Source organism: Hafnia alvei (assembly GCF_964063325.1).
Lineage (GTDB): Bacteria > Pseudomonadota > Gammaproteobacteria > Enterobacterales > Enterobacteriaceae > Hafnia > Hafnia alvei_B.
In genome coordinates this window covers 2,599,383-2,612,784 of the sequence record NZ_OZ061315.1, presented here as the reverse complement: position 1 = coordinate 2,612,784, position 13,402 = coordinate 2,599,383, and the positions used below count along the sequence as shown (strand labels likewise).

The window sequence follows — 13,402 nt, the reverse complement described above, 5'->3', positions numbered from 1 at the left end:
ATCGGAACAGAAAAACTACCCCGAGGTTAATTTTACGTCAATCAACTTAGCTGAGATGCGTGAGATATGTTTATAACTCGTTAAAATTGATCCATATCAATTTACGTAAAATCATATAATTAATGCATGTTTAATATATGTCATTTTGTGAAAAACAATGTCGTTGATGTGATCTGTGTTAGATCACGCATCATCCTTTTTGGTTATATTTCCGCACGCAGTGATAACCATATAAAGGGAAGGGATGATGAAAAAAATTACACTTGCGCTATGTGTGGCAGCAACGCTGGCACCATCTTTCGCTATGGCTCATCAGGCGGGTGATATTATTGTTCGTGCCGGTACCGCGACGGTACGTCCAACGGAAAGCAGTGATAACGTGATGGGACTGGGCGGATTTAAGATCGATAACGATACCCAGTTAGGATTAACGTTCAGCTACTTAATCACGGATAACATTGGTGTTGAATTGCTGGGTGCAACGCCGTTCCAGCATAAGGTGGGATTGCAGGCGACGGGTGACATCGCGTCGACGCGTCAATTGCCACCGACGTTGATGGCTCAGTGGTATTTCGGTAAGGCCGAAGACAAGCTGCGTCCTTATGTCGGTGTAGGTATTAACTACACCAATTTCTACGATGCGAAGTTTAATAACACGGGCAAAAGTTTAGGTTTACACGATCTGAGCGTGGATAATTCCTGGGGCGCAGCAGGTCAGGTGGGCTTGGACTATTTGGTTGATAAAGACTGGATGATAAACGCATCACTGTGGTACATGGATATTGATACAACCATCAAGTTCAGAGATGGAAATAACCAAAAGCAAAGCATCGATACACACATCGACCCATTTGTATTTATGTTTGCCGTTGGCTATCGCTTCTAACGAGAAGCGTATATACCCAAGATATTTCAAGCGACTTGAACGGGGGCAATCAACGGGTAGGCAGCTTGAAGTATCACGGGTATAGCAGGGTCAATAAAACGGTCAGTTTTACAGACGCAGATAGCAGACAAAAGTTACAGACAATAAAAAGGCGCGTTAAGCGCCTTTATTGATCGCGAAAACGGTTACTTAACCCGCATATCGTTTTCAACAACGCGAACGCCTTTCACCGTTTTGGCGACAGAAACCGCACGGTTGGCGTCAGCAGAAGAAGAAACGAAACCGCTCAGCTGAACGCGGCCTTTGAAGGTTTCAACGCTGATTTCGGTTGATTTGAGAGATTTCTCCGCCAATAGCGCAGACTTCACCTTAGTTGTAATAACGGTATCATCAATATAACCGCCGGTGCCTTCCTGTTTGGCCGTTGGCGCACAGCCAGCCAACGCAACGGAAAAAATCGCCGCTGCGCAAAAAGTGGTAATCGCTTTAACCCATTTCATCAATGTCTCTCCTTGCTGTTTATAGTGAGAATGACCGATTTAATACCTAATCCAATGATTAGCCGTCATGTCATCCGTAATTACTATAATCCATTTTTAAAAAACAGGCTTATCAATATGTAAGCGTTACTAATACAAAAAAACCGTGCGGTACGAATACGGCACGGTTGTTGAGGCTATGTTTCTATACGGCGTTTATATACGGCTATCTTAACGCCGAGTCGCGGCTTTCATTCCACTGACGAAATCATGTAATTTTTTCAGCATCACATCGGGCTGGTGCTGATTCTTCTCAATGATTTTAACAATGGCGGAGCCAGAAATCGCCCCCGCGGCACCGGCATCGAGAGCCTCTTTCACCTGCGAAGGTTCAGATATGCCAAAACCTTGCAGCGCAGGAGGCGCCTTCAGCTCATCTAAACGCGCCACTAAATGATGCAGCGGCAGTTGAGCCCTGGTTTCTGCCCCAGTAACGCCGGCGCGAGAAAGCAGGTATGTGTAGCCTTGTCCCTGCGCGGAAATACCTTGCAGCAAATCATCATCGGCGTTCGGTGGGCAGATAAAGATAGGGGCAATGCCGTGGCGTAACGCGGCCTGACGGAACGGCATGGATTCTTCGATCGGTACGTCGGCAACCAGTACGGAATCAACGCCCACTTCGGCACAGCGCTGATAAAACTCGTCAATTCCGTTATGGAATACCAAGTTGGCATACATCAGTAAGCCAATTGGGATCTGCGGGTGTTTTTTACGAATTTCAGCCAACAGCTCAAAGCAGAGCGTCGGCGTCACGCCAGCGGCAAAAGCACGTAGCGTTGCGTCCTGAATGGTTGGGCCGTCTGCCAGCGGATCGGAGAACGGTATGCCCAGTTCTAACGCATCGGCACCGGCGTCGATTAAGGTGTTTACGATCTCCAGAGAGAGCGCGGGAGTGGGATCGCCAAGGGTAACGAAAGGAACGAAAGCACCTTCATTGCGGGTCTTTAGTTCAGCGAACAGTTGTTGATAGCGTTCCATTAGATTTCTCCCCGCGCAGTCAAAATATCGTTAACGGTAAAAATGTCTTTATCGCCGCGGCCTGAAAGGTTCACCACCAGCAGTTGTTCTTTATCTGGATCCTGCTCAATCATTTTTAATGCGTGCGCCAAGGCGTGTGAAGACTCCAGCGCCGGAATGATACCTTCTTCACGCGACAAGCGTTTGAAGGCATCCAGAGCCTCATCATCGGTAATGGACACGTAATCAGCGCGCCCAATGCTGTTCAGATAAGCATGCTGTGGGCCGACAGAAGGGAAGTCTAAGCCCGCAGAGATGGAGTAAGACTCTTCGATTTGGCCTTCTTCGGTCTGCATCATCGGTGACTTCATACCAAAGTAGATCCCGACTTTGCCATGCTTGAGCGGTGCGCCGTGCTGTCCGGTTTCAATGCCTAATCCACCGGGCTCAACGCCGATCAAACGCACCGATTCTTCGACGATAAAATCTGCAAACATGCCGATAGCGTTCGAACCGCCGCCGACACAGGCGAGAACCGCATCAGGCAAACGGCCTTCAAAGCCTAAAATCTGCGCCTTGGTTTCTTCCCCAATCATGCGCTGGAATTCGCGCACGATGGTTGGATATGGGTGTGGGCCAGCCGCCGTGCCGAGCATGTAGTGCGCTTTGTCGTACGAACCAGACCAATCGCGCAGCGCCTCGTTGCAGGCGTCTTTCAGCGTAGCGGAACCGCTGGTCACCGAGATAACCTCAGCGCCCATTAAACGCATACGGAAGACGTTTGGCGATTGACGCTCAATATCTTTAGCGCCCATGTATACGCGGCATTTTAGGCCGAGCAGGGCACAGGCCAGCGCAGAAGCCACGCCGTGTTGCCCAGCACCTGTCTCGGCGATAATTTCTGTTTTACCCATGCGCTTAGCCAACAGTGCTTGGCCCAGTACTTGGTTAGTTTTATGTGCGCCGCCGTGCAGCAGGTCTTCACGTTTCAGGTACAGCTTGGTTTTAGTACCTTTGGTTAAGTTACGACACAGCGTTAATGCAGTAGGGCGACCTGCATAGTTTTTCAATAAATCGATGAACTGTGCTTGGAACTCAGGATCTTTCTGAGCACTGACAAAGGCTTCTTCCAATTGCTTCAGTGCTGGCATCAAGATCTGGGGAACGTACATCCCGCCAAATTCGCCAAAATAGGGGTTTAGTAATGTCATGGTATGTCCCAACCTAATTATTGATTTAATTAATAAGCGCGCAGCGTTTGAAATACGGCTTCTAGTTTTTGCTGATCTTTAATGCCGGGTGCAGTTTCTACGCCAGAGTTGAAATCAAGTCCCGCACTGCCGAGCTTCGCGGCAAGAACGCAGTTGCTGGCGTTAAGACCCCCTGCGAGCATGACGTTATCCAGCGTTTTCCCGGCTAACAGGTTCCAATCAAACGGTTCGCCGGTGCCGCCGTTGCCGTTATCGAAGACATAGCGATCGACATGCAGCAAATTACGCGCAGGAATGTGGTCGCTGATGCTGATGGCCTTCCAAATCTGGCAGTTAACCGGCAACAGCTGACGAAGCTCGCGGATATACTCCTGTGATTCATCCCCGTGAAGCTGAACGGCATGCAGCGCGAGACGCTCTACGGTGAGACGCACCGTTTCCAGTTTGGCGTTGCGGAACACGCCAACGTATTTCAATGGCGCAGCGGCAATCACTTCACGTGCCTGAGTGATGTCAACGTAGCGCGGCGAGCTGCCAACGAAAATCAAACCGCCGTATACGGCTCCGGCGTTGTAGGCAGTGGCGGCATCTTCGGCGCGAGTGAGGCCGCAGACTTTGTTATCACCCAGCAGCACGCGGCGTAACGCCAAACTTAAATCAGGCTCAGACATCAACGCGCTGCCAATCAAGAATCCGTTGGCAAAGTGGCTGAGTTCGCGGATCTGGCTGTAGGTATGGATGCCTGATTCGCTAATCACGGTAACACCCTGCGGCAGACGCGGTGCCATTTGGCGCGTGCGGTTTAAATCAATCGACAGATCGCGTAGGTCGCGGTTATTGATACCGACGACTTTGGCCTTCAAGGCGATAGCGCGATCCAGCTCTTCTTCATTGCTGGCTTCTGTTAAGACGCCCATGTTTAAGCTGTGAGCCACGGCGGCCAGATGTTGATACTGCTCATCGTCTAATACCGAGAGCATGAGTAAAATCGCATCGGCCTGGTAATGGCGGGCCAGATAGATTTGATACTCGGAAATCACAAAGTCTTTACACAATACCGGTTGATGAACGGTGGCGCTGACCTGACGCAGGTAGTCGAAGTCGCCCTGAAAATACTTTTCGTCGGTTAACACCGAGATTGCCGAAGCAAAGTCACGGTATAAGGTGGCGATTTCAACCGGATTAAAGTTTTCACGGATCACGCCTTTTGACGGCGAGGCTTTTTTGCATTCCAGAATGAACGCGGTTCGGTTGCCTGCTAGCGCGTCGTAAAACGAACGCGATGACGGCCCAATGCTCCCGAGGAAACTCTCCAGAGGCTGCTGGGATTGACGTGCTTCAACCCAGACGGCTTTATCGCGAACGATGCGATTTAATACGGTTTCTTGCTTCTGTGGGGAAAGATTACCTTGCAACATACTCAGCCTCGTGCTGCCAATGCGGTCACTCGCTCAAATGCTGTTCCGCTTTGGATGGTTTCCAGTGCCAGTTGCGCGTTGTGGCGCAGATTATCCTGACCGAACAATTTCAGCAGCAAAGCAACGTTAGCGGCGACTGCCGCAGCGTGCGCTGCATCACCTTTACCTTGTAATAAGCGCGCCAGAATGTCACGGTTTTCTTCTGGGGTTCCACCTTGTAACGCATTCAGCGAATAGCTCGGTAAGCCAAAATCTTGCGGAGAAAGCTGATAGCTTTCGATTTCACCGTTGTTTAACTCAGCCACCTGCGTCGGTGCGTGAATGGCAACTTCGTCCATCCCGCCACCGTGAACCACGGCGGCATTCTTATAACCCAGAACTTTTAGCGCCTGCGCAATCGGCAATACCAATTCAGGGCTGTAAACGCCGATCAGGGCCTTAGGCGGGCGCGCTGGGTTAATCAGTGGGCCGAGCACGTTAAAAATGGTGCGGGTTTTCAGCTGTTGGCGAACCGGCATCGCGTGGCGAAAACCGGTGTGATACTGCGGTGCAAACAGGAAGCAGACATTTAAATCATCCAACGCTTGGCGTGAATCTTCGGCGCTCATATCTAAGCGAATGCCGAAGGCTTGCAATAAATCAGACGATCCTGAACGGCTGGAAACGCTGCGGTTGCCGTGTTTAGCCACTTTAGCGCCGCAGCTGGCCGCGACAAAAGCGCTAGCGGTAGAGATATTGATGCTGTTGGTGCCGTCGCCGCCGGTGCCTACGATATCCGCAAAGTCATAGTCTGGGCGCGGGAACGGTTGAGCATCAGCCAATAGGGCGCTGGCAGCTCCCGCAATTTCTTCAGGACGTTCACCGCGCATTTTCATGCTAATCAGCGCCGCTGCCAGCTGGCTGTCTTCTAATTCACCGCGCACGATGGCGGCAAATAGCTGGTGGCTCTCTTCTTGCGTCATCGACTGTGATTTGAACAGTTTTTCTAAAATAGGCTGATGCGTAAAAATGGTTGGTTTGATCAATGTGGCTTGCATGGTGTTTACTCCGTCAATTCTTTATAAGTTAGTCTTTTGATTTTGTTTATATTTATCGTATTTAGACTAATGCCCAAGCTAGCGTCTGCTCTAACAAACGAGCGCCTTGAGTGGTAAGAATGGATTCTGGGTGGAATTGGAAACCACACACGCGATCTTCATCCTGACGAACAGCCATCACCATGCCGTTAAAGGTGGCATTGACCGTTAACCCCTGAGGGATCTGGCTGCCGACCAGTGAGTGATAGCGTGCAACCGGCAGCGGAGAAGGCAAACCGGCAAACATGCCTTCGCCGTCGTGTTCAACCTGCGATGCTTTGCCATGCAGGATTTCACCCGCTTGACCCACGTGACCGCCGTAGGTTTCCACAATCGCTTGATGACCCAGACAAATACCTATGATAGGCAATTTGCCGCGCAGCTTGGTTAATAGCTCAGGCATACATCCCGCCTCAGACGGCGTGCCTGGGCCTGGAGAGAGCATCAGGACCGGATTCTCCATTTCAGCCAGTTTGCTGATAATCACATCGGCAGGAATTTGATTACGGTAAATCACCACGCGGTGACCGCTAGAGCGCAGCTGATCGACCAAGTTGTAAGTAAATGAGTCGATATTGTCGAGCAGAAGAATGTCAGCCATTAGAACACCTCTTTCACGTGATGAGCGGTGGCGATGGCTCGCAGCACGGCACGGGCTTTATTACGGGTTTCGTCGGCTTCAGCCTGTGGAACAGAATCTAAAACCACACCAGCACCGGCTTGAACGGTGGCAATACCGTCTTCTACGTAGGCTGAGCGGATCACGATGCAGGTATCCAAGTCACCGTGTGCGGTGAAATAGCCCACCGCACCACCGTAGCTGCCACGGCGAGTTTGTTCCGCCTGTGAAATTAATTGCATGGCGCGAATTTTTGGTGCGCCGCTCAGGGTGCCCATGTTCATGCAGGCCTGATAGGCGTGCAGCACATCCAGATCTTGGCGCAAGGTGCCCACCACGCGAGAAACTAAGTGCATGACGAACGAGTAACGGTCGACTTTGGTCAGGTCTGCAACATAGCGTGAGCCCGGTTCACAGATGCGCGCCAGATCGTTGCGTGCCAAATCGACTAACATCAAATGCTCCGCCAGTTCTTTATGGTCGGTACGCATTTCAAGCTCGATACGGCTGTCTAAATCGCGGTCTAATTCACCATCGGCGCGGCGTCCGCGTGGGCGAGTGCCTGCAATCGGATAGATTTCAATCTGGCGGTTGGTTGCGTCATATTTCAACGCGCTTTCCGGCGAGGCGCCAAACAGAGAGAAATCGTTATCCTGCATGAAGAACATGTACGGGCTTGGATTGCTGTGTTTCAGGGTATGGTATGCCGCCAGTGGAGAAGGGCACGGCAGGCTGAAACGGCGTGAAGGCACCACTTGGAAAATTTCGCCGATGCGAATGGCCTGTTGCATTTGGCTGACCACGGCACCAAAAGCGTCGTCGCTCAAATTGCAGCTCAGCTGCATATTTTCAATGCGAGGATGGGTAATGGGCGCAGCTTCTTGCGTCATTTGCTGGGTTAGCTGCTCTAAACGAGCCTGCAAACGCTGTGCCTCAGCGGCATTCTCGGTAAACACCGAGGCTTGCAGGCGAGCGCTGCGGTGCTGGTGATCGAGCACCAACAAGGTTTCTGCCAGATAGAAGCAAAAATCTGGGCAGCGCTGATCGCTGTTTAGCGCCGCCAGATTTTCAAAGCCCGCCACCAAATCATAGGCGAACAGCCCCCCGATAAACATGGCCTCACGTTCCTGTTCAGGCACGATAACCAGCGTGAGCAGGGTACGCAGTGCGTCAAACACCGAGCGTGATTTCAAACGCGCATCTTCATCTTGCAAAGTATCGATAGCAGGGAAATGCAGAACGCGCTGGTTTGGGGATATCTCGTTCTCAACGTCTGCGGGCAATGCCGCGTCTAACAACGGAAGCAGGCCACGACCGTTTTCGGTCAGCGCCTGAAGGGTGACGCTGCGGCCCATCGCGGTGATACGCAGGGCGCTATCGATAACTAACAGGCTTTTCAGATCTTGTTTGTTGTCGATCTCGGCGGATTCTAACAGTAACGTAGCGGGGCGCGCGCCACACAGCAGGTGAAACAGCGCCGTGGGATCGTTACGATAGGCCGCCGTTTGCGTTAACAAGGTCAAGGTGGGTTTTGTCGAATTCATTATTATGTCCGCTTGTTCGCTAGTGTTGTTTAAAAACGTTTTTTGCTGAATTTTGGCTATAAAAAAGCCCGCAGGGTGCGGGCGGGATTGTGCTGGATTTCATATCCGTAACACAGTTACTCCGCCCAACCGAATGAGTCGCGCCACCAACGTGCAGAAAGGGTCATTGCGGACGCCTGCACCTGATTTAGAAACTGACTGTTTAAAGAAATCTTACGCATCTCATTCACCTTAATTTTCTGTCGGTACTTTTCTGCTGGTATTTGCTGTTGGTACTACAAAAGAATGGGGCAGCACCGAACCTGCGTACTAGTAAACTAGTTTCATGGTTATGTGTCAACACCTTTTAAATGAATAAATTTCAATCATGTGAAATGCGAGAAAAGGGCGTAGCGTCAGTGAATGATTTAGGAATTAGGTGAATAGGTTAGCGCTCGGCTAGGCATCCTAGGTATGATAGCGCCAGATACCGCAATAGGATGGCTATTTTGCAAGATACACTGCTTGAATCAGAAGATGTGACACTGTCACCTCAACCCCTATTTGACCTGCACAGCCACACGACGGCATCTGATGGTTTGCTCTCTAGCGCAGAGTTGGTGTCTCGCGCTGTAGAAATGGGGGTGACCACGTTGGCCATCACCGATCACGATACCACGGCAGGTATTCCTGCTGCGCGCCAAGCTATTGTTGAGCAAGGGCTTGAACTTGAGCTGATTGCGGGCGTGGAGATTTCAACGCTGTGGGAGAATCATGAAATCCACATTGTTGGGCTCAACGTCGATATTGACAGCGCTGAGCTACAAACGCTGCTGAGCGAACAGGTGACTCGCCGTCAGGCGCGGGCGAAAGAGATCGCGCTGCGGCTTGAGAAAGCGCGTATCCCCGGAGCGCTTGAGGGCGCTATGCGCATTGCCGATGGCGCTGAGATCACGCGCGGTCATTTTGCCCGCTATTTGGTGGAGCAAGGCTATGCAACCAACGTCGGTGGTGTTTTTAAACATTATCTGGCGCGCGGTAAAACCGGTTACGCTCCGCCTCAGTGGTGTACAATTGAAGAGGCCATCGTTGCGATTCACCATGCGGGTGGACTGGCCGTGGTGGCCCATCCGGGCCGCTATCAGTTGAGCAATAAGTGGTTGAAACGACTGCTGGCTGATTTTAAAAGCTGGGGCGGCGATGCGATGGAAGTCGCACAGTGCCAGCAAGCCCCGAATGAGCGTTCGCAGTTGGCTGCCTACGCGTTGCAGTTTACGCTATTAGCTTCGCAGGGCTCTGATTTTCACCAGCCCTGCGCGTGGATTGAGTTGGGCCGCAAATTGTGGCTCCCGACGGGCGTTGAGCCTGTATGGCGAGATTGGTAACTTAGACAATTCATCGTTCTGAGCTATCGACAACGTCCTGAATAATGAGGAATTACAATGAGTCAGCTTTTTTATATTCACCCGGATAACCCTCAGCCGCGCCTGATTAGTCAGTGTGTGGAAGTCTTGCGCAAGGGCGGCGTTATCGTCTATCCAACGGACTCCGGCTATGCGCTGGGTTGCATGCTGGGTGAGAAAAACGCGATGGAGCGTATTTGTCGTATTCGCCAGTTAGACAGTAACCATAATTTCACCTTGGTGTGCCGCGACCTGTCTGAGATCTCGACCTATGCGTTTGTCGATAACACCGCATTTCGTCTCATCAAGAATAATACGCCGGGCAACTACACGTTTATTCTGAAGGCTACGAAAGAAGTGCCGCGTCGCTTAATGAGCGAAAAGCGTAAGACGATTGGCTTACGCGTGCCGTCTAACCCGATTGCGCTGGATCTGTTGGCCGCGCTAGGCGAGCCGTTAATGTCGACGACGCTGATGCTGCCGGGCAATGATTTTGCGGAGTCCGATCCGGAAGAGATCCAAGATTCATTGGGTAAAGTGGTGGACTTGGTTATCCACGGTGGTTTCTTAGGCCAGCAGCCAACCACGGTGATTGACCTGACCGAAGATTCGCCGGAAGTGGTGCGCGTTGGCGCGGGCGATCCGAAGCCATTTATGTAATAACCCGCAGGAATAAAATTCCTGCTGATTTTCACACGAGCAAATTTGAATTTAAAAAGGAAAATGTATGTCTCAGATGCTGACTGAGAGTGAAGAACTGGCGTCCGATCTGGTTGCCTGCCAGCTGGTAATTAAGCAGATTTTAGACGTTATTGATGTGATTGCGCCTACCGAAGTGCGCGAAAAAATGGCCAGCCAGCTGAAGAGCATTAATTTTGACAAGGCCAGCATTGACCCTGTCACCAAGCGCGGCGTGCAAAAGGCAATTGCGCTGATTGAGTTGAAGTTTGCTCAGCAGGAACAGGCGCACTAACGGTAAGGTGTGGTACGACTTCTATTCCGAATCTTTAATGTGAGAGCGGTGAAGGGTTTCGAACGCCTATGCGCACATGTGTTTCCATGAAACCGCTGGCGTAGGTGTTCGAGTGAGGCGGCTCAAGCAACGCCGCCTTGTATATAGAATCTTTAATGTGAGAGCGGTGAAAGATTTCGTCCGCCCGTGAGCATTTGCGTTTCTATGAGACGGCTGGCGTAGGCGTCCGACGAAAGGTTGCCAGCGCGCAACCTCTCGACTCTCGCGCTTTTTACCGCGTCGTTTGGCCGACCGGTCTCGGAGCGCACGTCCTGTGCGCCCTCAACCTGCCACCAGCATCCCTGCTGGCGGCTCTAAAATGCATTCTTTAAACATAAAAAAAGGCAACAAAGATAAAAAGACCAAAGATATTTTCTATCTTTCTATCTTTCTATTTTCTTTTAACTGTTTAGGTTTTGGTAGAACGAGCCGCCGGTACAGGGATGTACCGGTGGAGTTTGGGGCGCCCTGGATGGGCGATACCAAACCGGAGCGAAGATGGCATCTCGGATAAAAGCGCGCGAGTTGAGAGCCCCCGCGCAACGGGGCTCTCATCGGACGCCTTCGACTTAATTTATATGTGAATACCGCTGCTAAGAGGCGGTCGAAACCTTACATCGTGAGTTCATAGATATCCGGTGAATATGCTTCGCCTTACACACGAATTTCATTGTTAGGAGGTCGAAACCTTACACCGCAAGCACATAAGCAGCATCAGCGGTCAAAACCCTTAACCATCTATAAACTATCTTTCCCCCACCCATATCCTCATCTCCCCCTCACCGCGATTAGCCCAGCTAAACCACGGGATAAAGGTCAGCTTCTGCTGTTCTTGTTTCTCCGGTGCAGAGTCATAGCGATACAGCGGCTGATGGGCGGCATTATCACTCACCACGCGAATTCCCATCGTCTGAATCAGCATTTTATGGGCGAAAATACCTTGGCCTTCCAGCAGGGTAAATGTGCTATCGATGGGAAGGGAAAGATTATGTAATTCAGCACCGTTGTCGGCTTGTTCTAAGCAGTAAACCAACGGACCGCGCTGGATCGCCACTTTCCCCGCAACGTGGCGCAGGAGCGGATTGCCATATACGCGGCGTACCGGCATCGGCAAGATCATCTCAATATGATCGTTATTTTGCCATTCTCGCGAGATGTGCAGATAACCACGTTTAATCATTCCGTCGCAGGGAGCGCCGTTCAATAAAACTCGTGGAGAGGCGCACCATTCAGGCAGCCGTAACGCTAAGGCTTGGCGAACAGGCTTTGTGGTGCGGATTTTCAGGCTGACATGTTCATCCCAAGGATAGTTGCCGGCTATCGATATTTTTAGCCCATTATCCAATGTGGTTTCATTGCCGACATATAATTGGATATACAAAGCATCGTCGCGCTGGGTGTAAATGTAATGGCCGATAGAGGTTAAAATGCGCGCAATGTTGGGTGGGCAGCAGGCGCAGCCAAACCAGCGCTGGCGGATCGGTTTTACGTGATCGTAGATGTGGTTAAACGGAATGCTTTTCGGATGAACTTCCAGTGGATTGACGTAGAAAAAATGGCGTCCATCGAGCGCCATACCGCCGAGCACCGTATTGTAAAGGGCACGTTCCATAACATCGGCATATTGGCTATCGCCTTCCATTTGCAGCATGCGGTTGGCAAACATCATCAGACCAATCGACGCGCAGCTTTCGGCGTATACCGTATCGTTAGGCAAATCGTAATCGGAACTAAAGGCTTCACCACTGCTCTGCGAGCCAATGCCTCCAGTAATGTACAACTGGCGTTGCACCATGTTGTTCCACAGGCGTAAACAAATTTGGCGCTTCTCTTCGTCATGGTTTAAGCGAGCCAAATGCGCGACGCCAGCCAATAAATAAACAAAACGTACCGCATGCCCAATGGCGCTTTCTTGTAGCGCTAGCGGCTGGTGTGCTTGGCTATAGGCCTTGTCTTTGATCATCCACGCGGGGCCGTAGGTATTCCAATAAGAGGTTTTCCCACGTTTTTCATATTCTTGATCGTAATAGTGTTGCGGCTGGTGTGGTGGCTGAGCACCTCGCTGCTCAACAAAATACTGAGTGAGCTTCATGTAACGCGAATGGCCGGTAACTTCATACAAACGCATTAAGGCCAGCTCAATTTCAGGATGCCCAGGATAACCATGCAGTTGGTTTTCATTGGGGCCGAAAACGCTATCGATATGATCAGCTAGTCGACAAACTACGTTAAGCAGGCGATGTTTGCCCGTGGCCTGAAACCACGCCACACCGGCCTCAATCATATGCCCTGCGCAGTAAAGTTCATGGCACTCGGCAAGGTTCGTCCAGCGCTCCTGTGGCGCTTTCACGGTGAAGTAAGTATTGAGATAACCATCCTCGCACTGAGCTGCTTCAATCAGTTCAATAACATGCTCGGCGGTGCGCTCTAATTCGCGGTCGGCTTTTTGGCACAAGGACCACGCAACGGCCTCTAGCCACTTGGCGACGTCGCTGTCTTGAAAAACCATGCCGTAAAACTCACCTTTTTCTCGCCCAGCGGCGATGCGGAAATTTTCGATAGCGTGGCTGGGTTCTGCGTCGCTGATACGGTCGTTGAGTGCATCCCACTGGTAAGGGATCACCACGTCGCGAACCAGCCGTTGATACTGGCCTAAAAATGGATCGTTAACGTGCACATGGTTTAAATCCAGTTCTTGAGCCTGTACTAAGACACTTGGCGCGGTGGCGTTGGACTGAATGGTTTCTAAAAAACTCAT

The 13,402-nt window shown here is 51.1% G+C and carries 11 protein-coding genes and 1 pseudogene; 5 read left to right on the top strand and 7 right to left on the bottom strand.

Features of this window, described 5'->3' with window-relative positions:
• The first annotated feature begins 247 nt into the window (after positions 1-247).
• Entirely contained in the window at positions 248-886 is a 639-nt protein-coding gene (ompW, locus tag AB3Y96_RS12505) for an outer membrane protein OmpW (protein WP_072310475.1), read from the top strand.
• Between the two features lie 185 nt (positions 887-1,071).
• Here ompW and AB3Y96_RS12500 read toward each other — a convergent pair whose 3' ends face one another.
• The 6 genes and pseudogenes from AB3Y96_RS12500 to AB3Y96_RS12475 all read right to left on the bottom strand — a co-directional run bounded on the left by AB3Y96_RS12500 (position 1,072) and on the right by AB3Y96_RS12475 (position 8,250).
• On the bottom strand, positions 1,072-1,386 hold the full coding sequence (locus tag AB3Y96_RS12500; RefSeq protein WP_025796889.1) for a BON domain-containing protein: 315 nt from the start codon (positions 1,384-1,386) through the stop codon (positions 1,072-1,074).
• Between the two features lie 210 nt (positions 1,387-1,596).
• On the bottom strand, positions 1,597-2,403 hold the full coding sequence (trpA, locus tag AB3Y96_RS12495) for a tryptophan synthase subunit alpha (RefSeq protein WP_040044829.1): 807 nt from the start codon (positions 2,401-2,403) through the stop codon (positions 1,597-1,599).
• The gene (trpB, locus tag AB3Y96_RS12490; RefSeq protein ID WP_040044830.1) at positions 2,403-3,593 is read right to left on the bottom strand and encodes a tryptophan synthase subunit beta; all 1,191 of its coding nucleotides are present in this window, start codon (positions 3,591-3,593) and stop codon (positions 2,403-2,405) included. The genes trpA and trpB overlap by 1 nt, the downstream gene beginning before the upstream one ends.
• Positions 3,594-3,622: 29 nt before the next feature.
• A complete protein-coding gene (trpCF, locus tag AB3Y96_RS12485; protein WP_367299338.1) occupies positions 3,623-5,011 on the bottom strand; it encodes a bifunctional indole-3-glycerol-phosphate synthase TrpC/phosphoribosylanthranilate isomerase TrpF in 1,389 nt (462 codons plus the stop codon).
• A 2-nt stretch (positions 5,012-5,013) separates the two neighbouring features.
• Positions 5,014-6,688 (bottom strand): annotated as a pseudogene (trpD, locus tag AB3Y96_RS12480) (anthranilate phosphoribosyltransferase).
• Positions 6,688-8,250 carry an anthranilate synthase component 1 gene (locus AB3Y96_RS12475; RefSeq protein ID WP_072310471.1) on the bottom strand — a complete coding sequence of 521 codons (1,563 nt, stop codon included), beginning with the start codon at positions 8,248-8,250 and terminating at the stop codon, positions 6,688-6,690. Before AB3Y96_RS12475 ends, trpD begins: the two are co-directional and overlap by 1 nt.
• A 479-nt stretch (positions 8,251-8,729) precedes the next feature.
• Here AB3Y96_RS12475 and AB3Y96_RS12470 point away from each other — a divergent pair, with 479 nt between their 5' ends.
• The 4 genes from AB3Y96_RS12470 (at position 8,730) to AB3Y96_RS12455 (ending at position 11,158) form a co-directional block, all read left to right on the top strand.
• Positions 8,730-9,614, top strand: coding sequence for an RNase RNM (locus AB3Y96_RS12470; RefSeq protein ID WP_367299337.1), 885 nt, complete (start codon positions 8,730-8,732; stop codon positions 9,612-9,614).
• A 57-nt stretch (positions 9,615-9,671) separates the two neighbouring features.
• The gene (locus AB3Y96_RS12465; protein WP_040044834.1) at positions 9,672-10,292 is read left to right on the top strand and encodes an L-threonylcarbamoyladenylate synthase; all 621 of its coding nucleotides are present in this window, start codon (positions 9,672-9,674) and stop codon (positions 10,290-10,292) included.
• 67 nt (positions 10,293-10,359) lie between these two features.
• Positions 10,360-10,605: a DUF2766 family protein gene (locus AB3Y96_RS12460; RefSeq protein ID WP_004093204.1), complete on the top strand. Its 246-nt coding sequence runs from the start codon at positions 10,360-10,362 to the stop codon at positions 10,603-10,605.
• A gap of 313 nt (positions 10,606-10,918) precedes the next feature.
• Positions 10,919-11,158, top strand: a complete 240-nt coding sequence (locus AB3Y96_RS12455; protein ID WP_367299336.1) for a hypothetical protein — start codon at positions 10,919-10,921, stop codon at positions 11,156-11,158.
• 231 nt (positions 11,159-11,389) lie between these two features.
• Here AB3Y96_RS12455 and AB3Y96_RS12450 read toward each other — a convergent pair whose 3' ends face one another.
• On the bottom strand, positions 11,390-13,402 hold the full coding sequence (locus tag AB3Y96_RS12450; RefSeq protein WP_367299335.1) for a glycoside hydrolase family 127 protein: 2,013 nt from the start codon (positions 13,400-13,402) through the stop codon (positions 11,390-11,392).

Excerpts from the sequence above, each read along its gene's own strand:
- trpA (WP_040044829.1), bottom strand. The coding sequence starts at position 2,403 with ATGGAACGCTATCAACAACTGTTCGCTGAACTAAAGACCCGCAATGAA.
- trpB (WP_040044830.1), bottom strand. The coding sequence starts at position 3,593 with ATGACATTACTAAACCCCTATTTTGGCGAATTTGGCGGGATGTACGTT.
- AB3Y96_RS12475 (WP_072310471.1), bottom strand. The coding sequence starts at position 8,250 with ATGAATTCGACAAAACCCACCTTGACCTTGTTAACGCAAACGGCGGCC.
- AB3Y96_RS12450 (WP_367299335.1), bottom strand. The coding sequence starts at position 13,402 with ATGAGTTTTTTAGAAACCATTCAGTCCAACGCCACCGCGCCAAGTGTC.
- AB3Y96_RS12465 (WP_040044834.1), top strand. The coding sequence starts at position 9,672 with ATGAGTCAGCTTTTTTATATTCACCCGGATAACCCTCAGCCGCGCCTG.
- AB3Y96_RS12500 (WP_025796889.1), bottom strand. The coding sequence starts at position 1,386 with ATGAAATGGGTTAAAGCGATTACCACTTTTTGCGCAGCGGCGATTTTT.
- AB3Y96_RS12470 (WP_367299337.1), top strand. The coding sequence starts at position 8,730 with ATGGCTATTTTGCAAGATACACTGCTTGAATCAGAAGATGTGACACTG.
- ompW (WP_072310475.1), top strand. The coding sequence starts at position 248 with ATGAAAAAAATTACACTTGCGCTATGTGTGGCAGCAACGCTGGCACCA.
- AB3Y96_RS12460 (WP_004093204.1), top strand. The coding sequence starts at position 10,360 with ATGTCTCAGATGCTGACTGAGAGTGAAGAACTGGCGTCCGATCTGGTT.
- trpCF (WP_367299338.1), bottom strand. The coding sequence starts at position 5,011 with ATGTTGCAAGGTAATCTTTCCCCACAGAAGCAAGAAACCGTATTAAAT.